The 16,026-nt window shown below is 70.7% G+C and carries 16 protein-coding genes; all 16 read right to left on the reverse strand.

Features of this window, described 5'->3' with window-relative positions:
• Positions 1-176: 176 nt before the first annotated feature.
• Positions 177-1,706: a ribosome biogenesis GTPase Der gene (gene der / locus Q9S78_RS13455; RefSeq protein WP_018186410.1), complete on the reverse strand. Its 1,530-nt coding sequence runs from the start codon at positions 1,704-1,706 to the stop codon at positions 177-179.
• Positions 1,703-2,380, reverse strand: a complete 678-nt coding sequence (gene cmk / locus Q9S78_RS13460; RefSeq protein ID WP_018186409.1) for a (d)CMP kinase — start codon at positions 2,378-2,380, stop codon at positions 1,703-1,705. The genes der and cmk overlap by 4 nt, the downstream gene beginning before the upstream one ends.
• A complete protein-coding gene (locus Q9S78_RS13465; RefSeq protein WP_311870661.1) occupies positions 2,373-3,488 on the reverse strand; it encodes a prephenate dehydrogenase in 1,116 nt (371 codons plus the stop codon). The genes cmk and Q9S78_RS13465 overlap by 8 nt, the downstream gene beginning before the upstream one ends.
• On the reverse strand, positions 3,485-4,267 hold the full coding sequence (locus Q9S78_RS13470) for a pseudouridine synthase (protein ID WP_018186407.1): 783 nt from the start codon (positions 4,265-4,267) through the stop codon (positions 3,485-3,487). The genes Q9S78_RS13465 and Q9S78_RS13470 overlap by 4 nt, the downstream gene beginning before the upstream one ends.
• On the reverse strand, positions 4,264-4,869 hold the full coding sequence (scpB, locus tag Q9S78_RS13475) for an SMC-Scp complex subunit ScpB (protein ID WP_311870663.1): 606 nt from the start codon (positions 4,867-4,869) through the stop codon (positions 4,264-4,266). Before scpB ends, Q9S78_RS13470 begins: the two co-directional genes overlap by 4 nt.
• Positions 4,859-5,722: a segregation and condensation protein A gene (locus Q9S78_RS13480; RefSeq protein ID WP_018186405.1), complete on the reverse strand. Its 864-nt coding sequence runs from the start codon at positions 5,720-5,722 to the stop codon at positions 4,859-4,861. Before Q9S78_RS13480 ends, scpB begins: the two co-directional genes overlap by 11 nt.
• Positions 5,706-6,539 (reverse strand): ParA family protein, encoded by an 834-nt coding sequence (locus Q9S78_RS13485; protein WP_091362304.1) that lies wholly within the window; start codon positions 6,537-6,539, stop codon positions 5,706-5,708. Before Q9S78_RS13485 ends, Q9S78_RS13480 begins: the two co-directional genes overlap by 17 nt.
• A gap of 148 nt (positions 6,540-6,687) precedes the next feature.
• On the reverse strand, positions 6,688-7,611 hold the full coding sequence (xerD, locus tag Q9S78_RS13490) for a site-specific tyrosine recombinase XerD (RefSeq protein ID WP_018186403.1): 924 nt from the start codon (positions 7,609-7,611) through the stop codon (positions 6,688-6,690).
• Positions 7,612-7,617: 6 nt separating this feature from the next.
• Complete coding sequence (locus tag Q9S78_RS13495; RefSeq protein WP_018186402.1) at positions 7,618-8,268, reverse strand: NUDIX domain-containing protein; 651 nt, start codon at positions 8,266-8,268, stop codon at positions 7,618-7,620.
• 3 nt (positions 8,269-8,271) lie between these two features.
• Positions 8,272-9,972 carry a CTP synthase gene (gene pyrG, locus Q9S78_RS13500; protein WP_018186401.1) on the reverse strand — a complete coding sequence of 567 codons (1,701 nt, stop codon included), beginning with the start codon at positions 9,970-9,972 and terminating at the stop codon, positions 8,272-8,274.
• Positions 9,973-10,009: 37 nt separating this feature from the next.
• A complete protein-coding gene (recN, locus tag Q9S78_RS13505) occupies positions 10,010-11,704 on the reverse strand; it encodes a DNA repair protein RecN (protein ID WP_311870667.1) in 1,695 nt (564 codons plus the stop codon).
• A complete protein-coding gene (locus Q9S78_RS13510; RefSeq protein WP_311870669.1) occupies positions 11,701-12,621 on the reverse strand; it encodes an NAD kinase in 921 nt (306 codons plus the stop codon). Before Q9S78_RS13510 ends, recN begins: the two co-directional genes overlap by 4 nt.
• Positions 12,618-13,424: a TlyA family RNA methyltransferase gene (locus Q9S78_RS13515; RefSeq protein ID WP_311870671.1), complete on the reverse strand. Its 807-nt coding sequence runs from the start codon at positions 13,422-13,424 to the stop codon at positions 12,618-12,620. Before Q9S78_RS13515 ends, Q9S78_RS13510 begins: the two co-directional genes overlap by 4 nt.
• On the reverse strand, positions 13,421-13,585 hold the full coding sequence (locus Q9S78_RS13520) for a hypothetical protein (RefSeq protein ID WP_311870725.1): 165 nt from the start codon (positions 13,583-13,585) through the stop codon (positions 13,421-13,423). Before Q9S78_RS13520 ends, Q9S78_RS13515 begins: the two co-directional genes overlap by 4 nt.
• Positions 13,586-13,641: 56 nt before the next feature.
• The gene (locus tag Q9S78_RS13525; protein ID WP_311870673.1) at positions 13,642-14,673 is read right to left on the reverse strand and encodes an HAD-IIA family hydrolase; all 1,032 of its coding nucleotides are present in this window, start codon (positions 14,671-14,673) and stop codon (positions 13,642-13,644) included.
• A partial coding sequence (locus Q9S78_RS13530) for a primosomal protein (RefSeq protein ID WP_311870675.1) occupies positions 14,673-16,026 on the reverse strand: 1,354 nt, incomplete at its 5' end. The genes Q9S78_RS13530 and Q9S78_RS13525, both read right to left, overlap by 1 nt.

Consider the following 16,026-nt stretch of genomic DNA (forward strand, 5'->3'; position numbering starts at 1 on the left):
GCGGCATCCGTCATGTCCCGGAACAGATCCCCAGCGTGCAGCAGACAACCCAGCGTGCCCGCAGACGACTCAGCGTGCCCGCAGACGACGAAGGAGATGACGGTTCGCGAGGACCGGATGACCCGGATGCCTCCTCGCGAACCGTCATCTCCTCTCGAAGCGACGGCGAACGGGCGTCAGCGCTGGCGACGCTCGCGCACGCGCATGTTCGTGACGATCGGCGTGCCCTCGAAGCCGAAGATCTCGCGCAGGCGCCGCTGGATGAACCGGCGGTAGCCCGGGTCGAGGAACCCGGTCGTGAACAGCACGAATGTCGGCGGGCGCGTCGACGCCTGCGTGCCGAACAGGATGCGGGGCTGCTTGCCGCCGCGGAGCGGGTGCGGGTGCTCGGCGATGAGTTCGGCGAGGAACGCGTTGAACTTGCCGGTCGGGATGCGCTGGTCCCACGACTCGAGCGCCGTCTCGAGAGCCGGGACGAGCTTGTCGAGGTGACGGCCGGTGCGTGCCGACAGGTTCACGCGCGGCGCCCACGTGACGTGCGCGAGGTCCTGCTCGATCTCGCGCTCGAGGTAGCGGCGGCGATCGGCGTTGTCCATGTCCTCGTCGTTCAGGCGATCCCACTTGTTGAAGGCGAGGACGAGCGCACGACCGGACTCGAGGACCAGGTCGATGATGTTCAGGTCCTGCACGCTGATCGACTCGGTCACATCGAGGACGACGACGGCGACCTCGGCCTTCTCGAGGGCCGCGCTGGTGCGGAGCGACGCGTAGAAGTCGGCACCCTGCTGCAGGTGCACGCGACGACGGATCCCGGCGGTGTCGACCAGACGCCAGAGCTTGCCGCCGAGTTCGACGACCTCGTCCACGGGGTCGCGGGTGGTGCCGGCGAGGTCGTTGACGACGACGCGCTCCTCGCCCGCGGCCTTGTTCAGCAGCGACGACTTGCCGACGTTCGGGCGACCGAGGATCGCGACGCGGCGGGGGCCGCCGAGCTCGTTCTTGGCGACGGCCGAGACCTCGGGCAGCACCTTCATGATCTCGTCGAGCAGGTCGGCGACGCCGCGGCCGTGGATGGCCGAGACGGGGTGCGGCTCGCCGAGACCCAGGTTCCAGAGCGCTGCGGCTTCGGGCTCCTGACGGGCGTCGTCGATCTTGTTGGCGACGAGGAAGACCGGCTTGTCGGTTTTGCGGAGCATGCGGACGACCTGCTCGTCGGTCGCCGTCGCGCCGACCATCGCGTCGACGACGAACATGACGACGTCGCACAGCTCGATGGCGATCTCGGCCTGGGCGGCGACGGAGCGGTCGATGCCCTTGGCGTCGTGCTCCCAGCCGCCGGTGTCGACGAGCGTGAAGCGGCGGTCCATCCACTCGGCCTTGTAGCTCACGCGGTCGCGTGTGACACCGGGGGTGTCCTCGACGACGGCCTCGCGGCGGCCGAGGATGCGGTTGACGAGGGCCGACTTGCCGACGTTCGGCCGTCCGACGATCGCGACGACCGGCAGCGCCGGGAGCATCTCGACGACCTCGCCACCCGCGGTGAAGCCGGCGAGCAGGTCGTCGTCCTCCTCGTCGAGCTCGTAGTCGGCGAGCGAGGCGCGCAGGGCGGCGGCGCGCTGCTCGGCAAGGTCCTCGTCGAGGTTGGCGAGCTTCTCTTCGAGCTGGTCGGGCCCGCCGTCGTATTCGTAGTCGTCTTCGGCGCTCATCGTGAGCCTTCCGTTCCCGACCGCACGACGTCCAGGACGGCGTCGACGGTCTGTGCGAAGTCCAGGTCGGTCGAGTCGACGACCGTCACGCCGGGGGCGGCGGTGAGGAAGTCGACGACCTGGGAGTCGGATGCGTCACGCTTGTGCAGCGCGGCGGCCACAGCCGCGGCATCCTCTGTGGTCAATTCGGCGCTGCGCCGCGCGGCGCGCACCTCGGGGGCGGCGGTCAGCAGGATCCGCACGGGGGCGTCGGGGGCGACGACGGTCGTGATGTCGCGGCCCTCGACGATGACGCCGGGGCGACCGGAGTCGGCCACGAGGCGACGGAACAGCACGTTCACCTGCTCGCGGATCACCGGCACGCGGGCCACGCCGCTCACGGCGGAGCTGACCCGCGGCTCGCGGATCGCTTCGGTGACCGAGGTGTCCCCGACCCGCACCCAGTACTCGTCGGGGTCGAGCGAGATGGCGTAGTCGAAGTCGCCGGCGGCGTCGACGACCGCAGCCGCGTCGGACGTGTCCGCGCCGTGCTGGAGCACGTGCCAGGCCAACGCCCGGTAGGCGGCACCGGTGTCGAGGTAGCCGAAGCCGAGCCGTCGGGCGGCCTCCTTCGACACGCTCGACTTGCCGCTGCCCGCGGGGCCGTCGATGGCGATGGTGATGGGGTCAGTCATTGAGGCTCGCAATCTTCCACCCGCGTGCCGCGAGACCGTCGGTGGCGACGGAGACGGCGGACGGGACGACACTGATCTCGCCGAGACCGAATTGGGCTCCCGGCGAGTGCTCGAGACGGAAATCCTCGACGTTGACGTCGAGGTCGCCGAGGTCGCCGAACAGCCGGCCCAGTTGACCGGGGGTGTCGTCGACCATGACGACCACCGTCTCGAATCGGCGGTTCTGACCGTGCTTGCCGGGCAGGCGTTCGACGCCCTCGTTGCCGCGGCGGATCGTGTCGGCCACCGCGCGACGCGAACCGGGAGCGTCGGGGTCGCGCAGCGCGCCGGCGACGGTAGTCAGGTCGGCGGCGAGGGCGTCGAGGACGTCGACGACAGGCTGCGCGTTGGCACCGAGGATCTGCACCCAGAGTTCGGGGGCGGATGCCGCGATGCGGGTCGTGTCGCGGACGCCCTGACCCGCGAGACGCAGCGACGCGTCCTCCGCCCCGACGAAGCGTCCGGCGAGGAGGGATGCGACGAGCTGCGGCACGTGCGAGATGAGAGCCACGGAGCGGTCGTGCTCCTCGGGGGTCATCTCGACGAGGCTGGCGCCGAGGTCGAGGGCGAGGCCTTCCACGACGGCGAGGTCGCGCGCCGAGGTCTCCTCGTCGCGGCAGATGACCCACGGGCGGCCGAAGAAGATGTCGGCGCGCGCCGAGATGGCTCCGCCGCGTTCGCGACCGGCCATCGGGTGGGACCCGATGTAGCGGGAGAGGTCGACGCCGCGCTCGCGCAGCGCGAGCAGCGGTTCGAGCTTGACGCTCGCGACGTCCGTGACGACGGCGTCGGGGTGGGCGCCGAGTTCGCGCTCGATGACGTCGGCCGTGACGTCCGGCGGAACGGCGACGACGACGAGGTCCGGGCGGTCGTCGTCACGGGCAGCGCGGCCCGCCCCGTAGTCGACCGCCAGTCGAAGCTGAGCCGGGGACGCGTCGGCGAGGACGACGTCGACGCCGAGCGCGCGGAGCGCATGACCGATGCTCGAACCGAGCAGGCCCGCGCCGACGATGCGGACGAGCCCGCTCGTGCGGACGGCGCGGGCGCGCGCGTCGATGGCGTCGGTCACAACTGCTCCTGAGTGGGATCCCCGGGCGGGGTCTCCGCCTGGCGCGCGAGAGTCAACAGCGCACCACGCTCCACTGTAGTCAACTCGCGTGCCCGACCCGCTGGGAGCGTGCCCAGGTGCAGGGGACCGAACTGGCGGCGGACCAGCTCCTCGACGGGGTGCCCGACGGCCGCCATCATGCGGCGGACGATGCGGTTGCGCCCCGAGTGCAGCGTCAGCTCGACGAGGCTCGTGTCACCGCTCGCGTCGAGCAGCCGGGCCTTGTCGGCGGCGATCGGGCCGTCCTCGAGCTCGACGCCCCGGGTGAGCTGCGCGATGGTCTGCGGCAGCACACGGCCCGACACCTTCGCGATGTAGACCTTCGTGACGCCGAACGACGGGTGCGCGAGGACGTGGGCGAGCTCGCCGTCGTTGGTGAGGACGAGGAGGCCACTCGTCTCGGCATCCAGTCGGCCGACGTTGTAGAGACGCTCGGGCCAGTCCTTCGTGAAGCGCCGCAGGTCGGGGCGCCCCTGGTCGTCCTTCATCGACGACACGACGCCGGTGGGCTTGTTGAGGATGACGTACCGCTTGCTCGTGTCGAGCTGGATCGCGGTGCCGTCGACGTCGACCTGATCGGTCTCCGGATTGATGCGCGACCCGAGTTCGGTGACGACGACGCCGTTGACCCGCACGCGACCCTCGACGATGTACTGCTCGCAGACGCGGCGCGAGGCGACGCCCGCATTCGCGAGGATCTTCTGCAGGCGGACCCGGTTCTCGTCGGACTGCTCGTTCATCGGATGTTCTCTCCTTCGAATCCCGCGGAGCCGTCGTCCAGCAGCGGGGAGATGGGGGGCAGCTCGTCGAGGGAGTTGATCCCCAGGTGGCCGAGCAGCGCGTCGGTGGTGCGGTAGTTGATGGCCCCGGTCTCGGGGTCGGTGAAGGCCTCGGTGATGAGGCCGCGGGCGAGGAGCGTCCGGACGACGGAGTCGACGTTGACGGCGCGGATCGAGGCGACCTGACTGCGCGACACCGGCTGCTTGTAGGCGATGACGGCCAGCGTCTCGAGCGCGGCCTGCGACAGTCGCGACGGCGCCTGGCCGTTCACGAATTCGGCCACCAGATCGTCGTGCTCGTCGCGGACGTAGAACCGCCACCCGCCGCCGACCTCGCGCAGTTCGAACCCGCGCCGCGGCCCGGAACGCTCCCCGTCGTAGTCGGCGACGAGCTCGTCGACCGCGCGGCGGACGGCGGCGACGGGCGCGCCGACGGCGGCGGCGAGCGAGACGAGGCTCTGCGGCTCGTCGATGATCATGAGGATCGCCTCGAGGCGGCGTGCGATGTCCCCGGCGTCCTGCGAACGCGGTGGCGCCTCGATCTCGGTGGCGTCATCGGTCATAGTCGGCTCCCAGCGTGGCGAGGTTCTCTTCGGACCACCGGTCGGCGGTCCAGCGCAGCGTCAATTCGCCGAGCGGCTCGAGCTGCTCGAACGACAGCGCAGCATGACGGTAGAGCTCGAGGACGGCGATGAATCGGGCCACGACGACACCGGTCTGTGTGACTCCGGCGACGAGCTCGCGGAAGTTGAGCTGACCGGCATCCCGCAGCAGCGTCACGACGATCGCGGCCTGCTCCCGGATCGAGACGAGCGGCGCGTGCAGGTGGTCCAGCCCGACGTGCGGGATCTCCTTCGGCGCGAACGCGAGCATGGCGATCGCCGCGAAGTCGTCGGGCGACAGCGTCCAAACGAGCTCGGGTACGGCCCGGCGGTGCTTCTCGTCGAGCCGGACGGCGCGCGTGTGGCGTTTGCCCTCCCGCTCCAGGCACCGCGCGAACCACGCGGACACCTCTTTGAAGGCGCGGTACTGCAGCAGACGGGCGAACAGCAGGTCGCGGGCTTCGAGCAGGGCGACGGATTCGGCATCCACCAACTCGCCCTGCGGCAGCAGCCCCGCGACCTTCATGTCGAGCAGCGTCGCCGCGACCACCAGGAACTCGGATGCCTGGTCGAGATCGGCGTCGTCGTCGAGCCCCTTCAGGTACGAGATGAACTCGTCGGTGACCTTGCTGAGCGAGACCTCGGTGATGTCGAGCTCGTGCTTGGAGATGAGGGTCAGGAGCAGGTCGAACGGTCCGTCGAAGTTCCCGAGCGACACGCGGAAGCGATCGCCGGATGCCGTCTCGGCCTCTGGGGTGTCCGCCCGCGGCGGCGCAGCGTCGGCGTCGGCGACGTCCTCAGGCGACGGCGCCACGGGAGACCAGCTCCCGCGCGAGGCGCAGGTACGCCTGGGCGGCGGAGTGCTCGGGAGCGAACTTGGTGATCGGCACGCCCGCGACCGAGGCGTCGGGGAACTTCACCGTGCGGCCGATGACCGTCTCGAGCACGTCATCACCGAAGGCGTCCACGACGCGCTCGAGGACCTCGCGCGAGTGCAGCGTGCGCGGGTCGTACATCGTCGCGAGCACGCCGTCGAGCTCGATCGCCGGGTTCAGGCGGTCGCGGACCTTGTCGATCGTCTCGATGAGCAGCGCCACACCGCGCAGCGCGAAGAACTCGCACTCGAGCGGGATCAGCACACCGTGACTCGCCGTCAGCGCGTTGACGGTGAGCAGGCCGAGCGAGGGCTGGCAGTCGATGAGGATGACGTCGTAGTCGCCGGCCACCTTGCGGAGCACCCGGGCCAGGATCGTCTCGCGGGCCACCTCGTTGACGAGGTGGACCTCTGCTGCCGACAGGTCGATGTTCGCGGGCAGGATGTCGAGGCCCTCGACCGACGTCGAGACGATGACCTCGTGGGGGTCGCGCTTCGGGTCGAGGAGGAGGTCGTAGATCGTCGCCGTCTCGTGCGTCTGCACGCCGAGACCGGCGGACAGGGCGCCCTGCGGGTCGAAGTCGACCGCGAGCACGCGGCGGCCGTACGAGGCCAGGCCTGCGGCCAGGTTGATGGTGGTCGTCGTCTTGCCGACGCCGCCCTTCTGATTGCACAGCGAGATGATGCGCGCGGGACCGTGGCCGTCGAGCTTCGGCGGGGTCGGGAAGCCGTGGTAGGGGCGACCCGTCGGCCCCATCGGGGTGTCGGTCGCCACCGTCGAATCGACGTCCGCCGTACTCCGCTTGCTCGCCACTGATCTCCCGCCTTCGCCGTGCTCACCCGAGTCTAGTCATCCCGTCGCGGCGCGCCGTGGAGCGACTCCCCGCAGGGTGGGGAGCCGGAGCTCATCTCGCGCGCGGGTGCGAGGTGAGGTAGACGTCGCGGAGCGCGTCCACGGTGACGTGCGTGTAGATCTGGGTCGTGGCGACCGAGGCGTGGCCGAGGAGCTCCTGCACGACGCGGACGTCGGCGCCGCCCTGCAACAGGTGCGTCGCGAACGAGTGCCGGAGCGTGTGCGGAGAGACGTGCGCGGTGATCCCCGCCCGCTCCGCGGCCTGCTGGATCACGAGCCATGCGCTCTGGCGCGACAGCGGAGCTCCCCGCGCGCCCAGGAACGCACGCGGCGTCGCGCGTCCGCGGCGCGACAGCTCCGGCCTCACGCGCGTGAGGTAGGCGTCGACCGAGACCCGGGCGTACGAGCCGACCGGGACGATCCGCTCCTTCGAGCCCTTGCCCCGCACCCGCAGGACCTCCCCGTGCATGAGGTCGTCGACATCCAGATCGATGATCTCCGAGACACGGGCCCCGGTCGCGTAGAGGAGCTCCAGCAGCGCGCGATCGCGCAAGCCCACCAGCTCGCCCGGCGCGGCGTCCTCGGGCGCGGGACCGGCCGCATCCAACAGCCGGAGCACGTCCTCGACGGGCAGCGCCTTCGGCAGACGCATCGGCGCCTTGGGAGGCCGGAGCTTCGTGGTCGGATCCTCCGTCACGATTCCCTCCCGCGCGAGGAAGCGGTGGAAGCTGCGGATGGCCGACTGCAGCCGGGCCAGCGACGTCGAGGCGGGTGGTGGATCGGATGCCGCGCGCTCCGCGGCGAACCTCGTCACGAGCTCCCCCGTCACGGCGTCGGTGTCGTCGACTCCGTGCTCGTCGAGCCAGTCGAGGTAGCCGGAGAGGTCGCGACGGTACGCCGCGACGGTGTGCGCCGAGAGTCCGCGCTCGATGGTGATGTGCCGGAGGAACGCGTCGACGGCGCGAGCGAGCCTCACGGCGCCTCAGCCCTGCGGTCGGTCCGCGCCCACGGGACGCGAGCGTCCGGGCCACGGCGCGTCGGCGGCGCCGAGCGTCGTCCACTCACGGGAGCGGCCGGCAGCGGCGGCCAGGGCCGCGATCACGAGAGACGGGTTCTGGAGCTTCCGCGCCAGAACGGCGTCCACGACGTCGTCGAGCGCGACCCAGCGCACCTCGATGTCGGCTTCCTCGTCGGTGCGGGCGAACGCTTCAGGCGTCGCCGCGAGCCCACGTGCCAGGTAGATGCGGATGGCCTCGTCGCTGCCGCCGGGGCTCGTGAAGAAGTCCGACAGCACGTCCCACCGTTCTGCGGTCAGGTCGGCCTCCTCGGCGAGCTCGCGCTTCGCGGCCTCGAGGGGGTCCTCCCCCGGCACGTCCAGCAGGCCGGCAGGGATCTCCCATTCGCGGAACCCCACTGGGTGACGGTACTGCCGGATGAGGAGCACGCGTCCCTCCTCGTCGAGCGCCAGGACGGCGACGGCGCCGGAGTGGTCGACATACTCCCGCACGATCGAGCCCTCGCCGTAGGTGAACGCGTCGCGGCGCAGGTTCCAGACCCGCCCCTCGAAGACCGTCTGGGTCTCGGTCACCTCGACGGTGACGGCGTCGTCCTGCAGTGGCGCGGCATCCGTCACGGCTCAGTCCTCGTTCTCGACGTCGAACAGCTCGCTCGAGCGGTGCCGCTCGAGCGCCGCGGCGATGAGACCGCGGAAGAGCGGGTTCGCCTCGGTGGGGCGCGAGCGCAGCTCGGGGTGCGCCTGCGTCGCGATGTAGTACGGGTGCACGTCGCGGGGCAGCTCGACGTACTCGACGAGATCGAGGTCGGGGTTCAGCCCCGAGAACCAGAGGCCCGCATCGGCGATCTGCTGACGGTACGTGTTGTTGACCTCGTAGCGGTGCCGGTGACGCTCGGTGGCGCGGTCCGAGCCGTACAGCTCCGCGGCGAGGGACCCCTCGGCCAGCGCAGCCTCGTACAGGCCCAGGCGCATCGTGCCGCCCATGTCGCCGCGGTCAAGGATGTCGACCTGCTCCGCCATGGTCGCGATGACCGGGTGCGGCGTCTCGGGGTCGAACTCGCTCGAGGATGCGTCCTCGATGCCCGCGACGTGGCGGGCGTACTCGATGACCATGCACTGCAGACCGAGGCAGATGCCGAGGGTGGGCAGTCCCTGCTCGCGGGCGAACTTCAGCGCGCCCAGCTTGCCCTCGATGCCCCGGATGCCGAAGCCACCCGGGATGACGATGCCGTCGACCGCCGACAGGGCCTTCGCCGCACCCTCGGGCGTCTCGCACAGGTCGGAGGGGATCCACACGATCTGGACCTTCGTCTCCTGCGCGAATCCGCCCGCCTTCAGGGCCTCGGTGACCGAGAGGTACGCGTCGGGCAGGTCGATGTACTTACCGACGAGGCCGACCGTGACCTCGTGCTTGGGGTTGTGTACGGCGTTGAGGACCTTGTTCCAGCGGGTCCAGTCGATGTCGCCCGCCTTGGCGTCCAGGCCCAGGCGGCGCACGATGTACGCGTCGAGACCCTGGTCGCTGAGCGTCGAGGGGATGTCGTAGATGCTCGGCAGGTCGACGGTGTTGATGACCGCGTCCTCGTCGACGTCGCACATGAGCGCGATCTTGCGCTTGTTGGACTCGGTGACGGGGCGGTCGCTCCGCAGGACGAGGGCGTCGGGCTGGATGCCGATGGAGCGGAGCATCGCGACGGAGTGCTGCGTGGGCTTGGTCTTCTGCTCGCCCGAGGCACCCATGAACGGGACCAGCGAGACGTGGACGAAGAAGACGTTGTCGCGGCCGAGCTCATGGCGGATCTGGCGCGCCGACTCGATGAACGGCTGCGACTCGATGTCGCCGACCGTGCCACCGACCTCGGTGATGATCACGTCGGGGCGGGGCTCTTCGCTCGCCTGCAGGCGCATGCGCCGCTTGATCTCATCGGAGATGTGCGGGATCACCTGGACCGTGTCGCCCAGGTACTCGCCGCGGCGCTCCTTGGCGATGACCTCGGAGTAGATCTGACCCGTCGTGACGTTCGCCGCCTGGCTCAGCTCGATGTCGAGGAAGCGCTCGTAGTGGCCGATGTCGAGGTCGGTCTCGGCGCCGTCGTCGGTCACGAAGACCTCGCCGTGCTGGAACGGGTTCATCGTGCCCGGGTCGACGTTCAGGTACGGGTCGAGCTTCTGCATCACGACACGCAGGCCGCGCGCGGTGAGGAGGTTACCGAGGCTGGCGGCGGTCAGACCCTTGCCGAGAGACGAAACGACACCACCCGTCACGAAGATGTGCTTGGTGATGTCGTTGTTTTTGCGTCCCGCGCCCGAAGAGTCCGTCACGGGCTTTCACTCTATCAGCCCTCTCGGGTGCCCGGTCTCAGCGCGCGCGTCCGAGGGCCAGCAGCTCGCGCGCGTGGTCCAGCGCGGCGTCCGAGTCGGCCATGCCCGACAGCAGGCGCGCCATCTCGGCGGCGCGTTCATCGCCTTCCAGTCGGCGCACGCTGGAGGCGGTGACCGACCCGTCGTTGGACTTCACGACCGACAGGTGATTGCCGGCGAACGCCGCCACCTGGGCGAGGTGCGTGACCGCGATCACCTGACTCGTCTCGGCGAGCTTGGCGAGTCGCCGGCCGACCTCGATTGCGGCGGCGCCGCCGATACCGGCATCCACTTCGTCGAAGACGAACGTCGGAACAGGGTCGGTCGCCGCGATCACCACTTCGATCGCGAGCATGACGCGGCTGAGCTCACCGCCGGACGCTCCGCGGGCGACCGGTCGAGGCGAGGCGCCCGGGTGCGGCGCGAGTTGGATCGTCACGACGTCGCGGCCGTGCGCCGCCTCGGCCCCCGGGTCGACGGCGACCGTCAGCCGCGCGTCCGGCAGCGCCAGATGACGGAGTTCCTCGGTGACGGCGTCGCCGAGTCGGGATGCCGCCGCCCGCCGCGCGTCCGTGAGCTCAGCGGCGCGCGAGTCGAGGTCGTCTCGGAGGCGATCGCGTTCCAGAGTGAGTCGCTCGATGCGGTCGCCGTCGTCATCGAGCTCGGCGAGACGTGCGGACCCGGTCGCGAGGAGCGCGATCGCCTCGTCGAGCGATCCATGCGCGCGGATGAGGGCGCCCAGGGCCGCGCGACGCTCCTCGACGGCGGCGAGTTCATGGGGGCCGCCCTCGTCGAGGTCGGCGAGGTATCCGCTCAGCTCGCCGGCGATGTCGGCCACCCGGTACCCGAGTTCCTCGATCGCCGCGGCGTGGCCGCGCAGCGCCTCGTCCGAACCGGCGGCGCGTTCGAGAGCGCGGCGCGCCTCGGCGAGGAGGGTCTGCACGTCGGGCAGGTCGTCCTCGTTCGAGAGTGCCGTGTGCGCCGTCGCCGCCGCCATCCGCAGTTCCTCGGCGTTCGCCAGGCGATCTGCGCGCTGCGTGAGCTCGAGGTCCTCCCCCGGCTGCGGGTCGACCGCCTCGATGTCCGCGATCGCGGCCCGGAGCTCCGTTGCCTCACGGGCGCGGGACGTCTGCTCGGTCGTCAGGGTCTCGAGTTCCGCGGCTGCGGTGCGCCAGGCATCCCACACCCGGCGGTACCGGTCGAGCGCGTCGGCGACCGTCGCGCCGCCGAAGCGGTCGAGGGCCTCGCGCTGGGCCGCGGCCGACGTGAGCCGCAGCTGATCGGACTGCCCGTGGACGACGACCAACTGGTCGGCGAGGTCGGCGAGCACTCCGGCGGGAGCCGTCCTGCCGCCCACCGTGGCGCGGCTGCGTCCCTCGCTCGACAGCGTCCGCCCCAGGTAGAGTTCCGCGCGTCCGTCTCCGATGGGTTCGACGTCGCCACCGGCATCCCGCACGCGCTCGACCACCGGGCCGTCCTCGGGGACGATCCACACTCCGTCGACCGCGGCCTGATCCGCACCGGCCCGCACCGCGCCCGAGTCGGCACGCTGGCCGAGAAGGAGCCCGAGCCCCGTCACGACCATCGTCTTGCCGGCACCGGTCTCACCCGTCACCGCGGTGAACCCCGGCCCGATCGGCAGGGTCGCCCCCGCGATCACGCCGAGATCCCTAAGCCGGATCTGCTCGATCACAGCGAGGCCTCCGCACCGCCGCGCCAGCCCGCGATGGGGAGCTGGAACTTGCGCACCAGTCGGTCGGTGAAGGCCGAGCGATGCAGGCGTGCGAGGCGGACCGGGCGTCCCGATCGCCGCACGACCACGCGGGCACCGGGCGGAAGGTCGTGCGAACGTCGTCCGTCGCACCAGAGCACTCCCCTGCCCTGATTCCGCTGGAGGACGTCGATCGACACAGAGGTCTCGGGACCGAGGACGACGGGTCGGGCGAACAGCGCGTGCGCCGACAGCGGGACGAGGCAGAGCGCCTGCACGGAGGGCCACACGACGGGGCCGCCGGCCGAGAAGTTGTACGCCGTCGAGCCCGTGGGAGTGGCGACCACGACGCCGTCGCACCCGAAAGCCGACAAGGGGCGATCGTCGATTTCGATCACGACCTCGAGCATCCGCTCCCGCGACGCCTTCTCGACCGTGGCTTCGTTCAGAGCCCAGGTCGAGTAGACGACGTCGCCGTCGGCGTCTCGAACCTCGACCGACAGCGTCATCCGCTCATGGATCTCGTAATCCCGCGCGAGCGCCCGGCGGATCGCTTCGTCGACGCCGTCCGCCTCGAGTTCGGCAAGGAAGCCGACGTGACCCATGTTGACGCCGAGAAGGGGGACGGATGCCGCCCGCACCAGCTCGGCGGCGCGCAAGATCGTGCCGTCGCCACCGAGGACGATCGCGACCTCGATGTCGGTGACGTCGATGCCGCCCTCGCCGAGGACCACGGTGTCGAGGTCCCCGAGGGCCGCGGCGAGCTCGGGGTCGTCGCCCGGCACGACGGGCTGGAGGCCGGCCGCGTGCACCGCTTCGACGACGCGACGGGCTCCGGCGACCGTGTTCTCGCGGAGCGCGTGCGCCACCACGAGGATGTTGCGCGTCGCGTCGGTCATGCGGCTCCCGCCAGTCGGTTCACGGTGTCCAACCATTGTGTCGGATTCGCGTCGTCGCTCGTCCCGGGTCGGAGATGGATGAGGAATTCGCGGTTGCCGTGCGTTCCCGCGATCGGCGAGGCGATGACGCCGTGGGTGCCGAGCCCGGCATCCCACGCCGACCACAGGACGGTGGCGACGGCGTCGGCTCGACGCCCGGCATCCGTCACCAGTCCTTCGCGGACCGCGGTGCGGCCCACTTCGAACTGCGGTTTCACGAGCAGGACGAGATCGGATGCCGGGGCGCAGACCGACGCCGCCGCGGGGAGGACGTGCGTGAGCGAGATGAACGAGAGATCCCCCGTCACGAGCGTCGGCACGTCGGCGACGCCGCTCGCCTCGGCGAGGGAGGCGGTCGTCATGTGCCGCACGTTGAACCCTTCGACGACAGCTACTTCCGGGAGGGCCGCGATCTCCGCCGCCAGCTGCCCGTGCCCCACGTCGACGGCGAGCACCCGTGCGGCGCCGCGTTCGACGAGCACCTGCGTGAACCCACCGGTCGACGCGCCCATGTCGAGCGCGACGCGTCCGCGTGGGTCGACCCCGAACGCATCGAGGGCGGCGAGGAGCTTGTGTGCGGCACGGCTCACGTAGTGGTCGGATGCCGCGACCTCGATGCGCTGCTCGTCGCCGACCTTGACCGAGGCCTTCACAACGGGCTCGCCGTCGACGGTCACCAGTCCCGCATCGATGAGCTGCGCGGCGTGGGTGCGGCTGCGCGCCAGGCCACGGGCGGCCACGGCCGCGTCGAGCCGGCTGGTCATGCGTTCGGGTCGCGGGGACCCGATTCGAGACGCTTCGCGAGCTCGTCGTGCAGCAGTGCGTACGCAGCCGCCCGTTCGCCCAACGGCTGGTCCTCGATCACATCGAGCGTCGAGAGCAGGTCCTCGCGGCGCACGTCGCCGTCAGCAGCATCCATCGACATGTCACCCACCCTACGCGGCGCGGACGACGGCGGACGTGAACGCGGCGGAGCGGCCGTCAGCGTCGGTGGAACGGGTCCGCGTAGAGCCGCTCGGGCACCCGGAAGCCGTAGATCGCGCGTCCGGTGCCCCAGATCGCCGCGGCACCTGCGCGCACGAGATCGATCGGACGATCGCCTTCGGTGACGATGTGCACGTCGGGCCCGTCGATCCGAACCGAGGCGGAGCCGACGGTCGTCACGTCGCCCTTCACGATCGTCTCGGGGTACGGCTCATGGAGCTCCCGCAGGTCGCCGACGATGTATGTCGGCCTCGAGGAGTTCGGAGCGGCGAGGACGTGCTTGGGCCGGTCGATGCCGGTGAGCACCAGCACCGACTCGATCCCCGCAGCCTGCGCGCCGGCGATGTCGGTGTCGAGTCGGTCGCCGATGAAGAGCGGATGCCGCGCCCCGAAGCGTGCGACCGCTTCGTCGAAGATCGGGCGCTCCGGCTTGCCGGCCACGGTGGCGAGCCGCCCGACCGCGGTGTGCACGGCGGAGACCAGGGTGCCGTTGCCGGGCGCGATGCCACGAGACTGCGGGATCGTCCAGTCGGTGTTGGTGGCGATCCAAGGGATGCCGCCCTCATCTTCGGGCTGGGCCAGGGCATAGGCCGCTTCAGCGAGCTGCGCCCAGCCGACGTCGGGAGAGAAACCCTGCAGCACGGCTGCGGGACGGTCGTCGGCGCTGCGTGTGACGGTGTAGCCCGCCTTCTCCAGCTCGAAGACCAGTCCGTCTCCACCCACGACGAGGATCGTCGATCCGGTGGGAACCCTGTCCCGCAACAGCCGCACGGCGGCCTGCGGACTGGTGACCACCTCGTGAGGCTGGGTCTCGAGCCCGAGCTCGGTGAGGTGGGAGGCCACAACGCTGTCACGTCGCGACGCGTTGTTCGTGATGTACGCGAGCGGACGTTCGCGCCGCGCTGCATTCAGGCTCTCGACGGCATGAGGAATGGCACCGTCACCCGCGTAGACGACGCCGTCGAGGTCGGCGAGCACCAGGTCGACGCCGTCGAGCGGTGTCGAACGGGAACGCGAGAAGAGCCCCATCAGGCGCGGTCCTCGTCGTCGTCCTCCTGAACGGATGCCGGGTCTCCCTCGGCGTCGCTGTCCTCGGTGTCGTCGGCCTCTTCCCCGGGTTCGTCCACGGATTCGTCCTCGAGTTCGATTTCATCGATCTCGTCGACCTCTATGGTCTCGGAGTCCGCGTCGATCTCGCCGAGCGCCGCAGCGGCGATGTCTGCACGACGCTGCCACTGCGCGGCGCCGTCGTCCTGACCGAGTTCTTCGAGGACGGCGGCTCGCGCAGCGAACAGCCCGGGGCTCCAGGGGAAGGCGGTGTCGGGATCGAGTTCGGGGATGTCGAGCTCCTGCAGGGCACGGTCGGGCTGGCCGAGGTCGAGCCGAGCACCGGACATCGCGATTGCGAGCTCGACGCGGACGTCGGTCGGGAGCGACGCACGGTCGACGGCGCGTCCGACCTCGAGCGCACGGTCGGGTCGACCGACGCCACGCTCGCTGTCGACCATGAGCGCGATCTGGTCGTCACGACCGGAGATCCGGCGGAACGTCCGCAGTTCGCGCAGGGCCAGTGCGAAGTCGCCGACGGCGTAGGCCGTGATCGCGACGGTCTCGCGGACCACAGCGATCCGACCAGCGCTACGGGATGCCGCCAGCGCGTGCTCGTGCGCGAGAGCCGGGTCCTCGTCGATGAGACGGGCAGCCATGGCCAGGTGCCGTGCGACCTGCTCGGCGTTGTCCTTACTGAGAGTCTTCAGCTCGTTCCGGGCCGCGCCGTTCAGGTCGCGGGCCGTGACCTCATCCGGAACGACCGGACCCACCGGCACGTTCCGACGGTCCGAATCCTGCGGCGGCCGCGAAGACCGACGGTCCCCGTCGCGCTGGGGGTAGCTAGGACGGTCGCCGTCGCGACGCGGGTACGAGGGGCGGTCGCCATCGCGCTTCTCGTACGGACGACGCTCCCCGTCACGGTTCGGGTAGCTGGGCCGGTCACCCTCGCGGCGCGGGTAGGAAGGACGATCTCCGTCGCGGCGCGGGTACGCCGGACGGTCGCCATCGCGCTTCTCGTACGGTCGACGCTCTCCGTCACGCTTCGGGTAGGAAGGACGATCTCCCTCTCGACGCGGGTAGGTGGGGCGGTCGCCATCGCGCTTCTCGTACGGTCGACGCTCTCCGTCGCGCTTCGGGTAGGAAGGACGGTCGCCGTCACGACGCGGGTACGAGGGACGGTCACCGTCGCGCTTCTCGTACGGTCGACGCTCGCCGTCACGACGCGGGTACGAGGGGCGATCACCGTCGCGCTTCTCGTACGGACGACGCTCGCCATCGCGCTTCGGGTACGACGGACGGTCGCCGTCACGACGCGGGTACGAGGGACGGTCA

Origin of the sequence: Microbacterium aquilitoris, assembly GCF_031932285.1 — a bacterium.
GTDB classification, from domain to species: domain Bacteria; phylum Actinomycetota; class Actinomycetes; order Actinomycetales; family Microbacteriaceae; genus Microbacterium; species Microbacterium aquilitoris.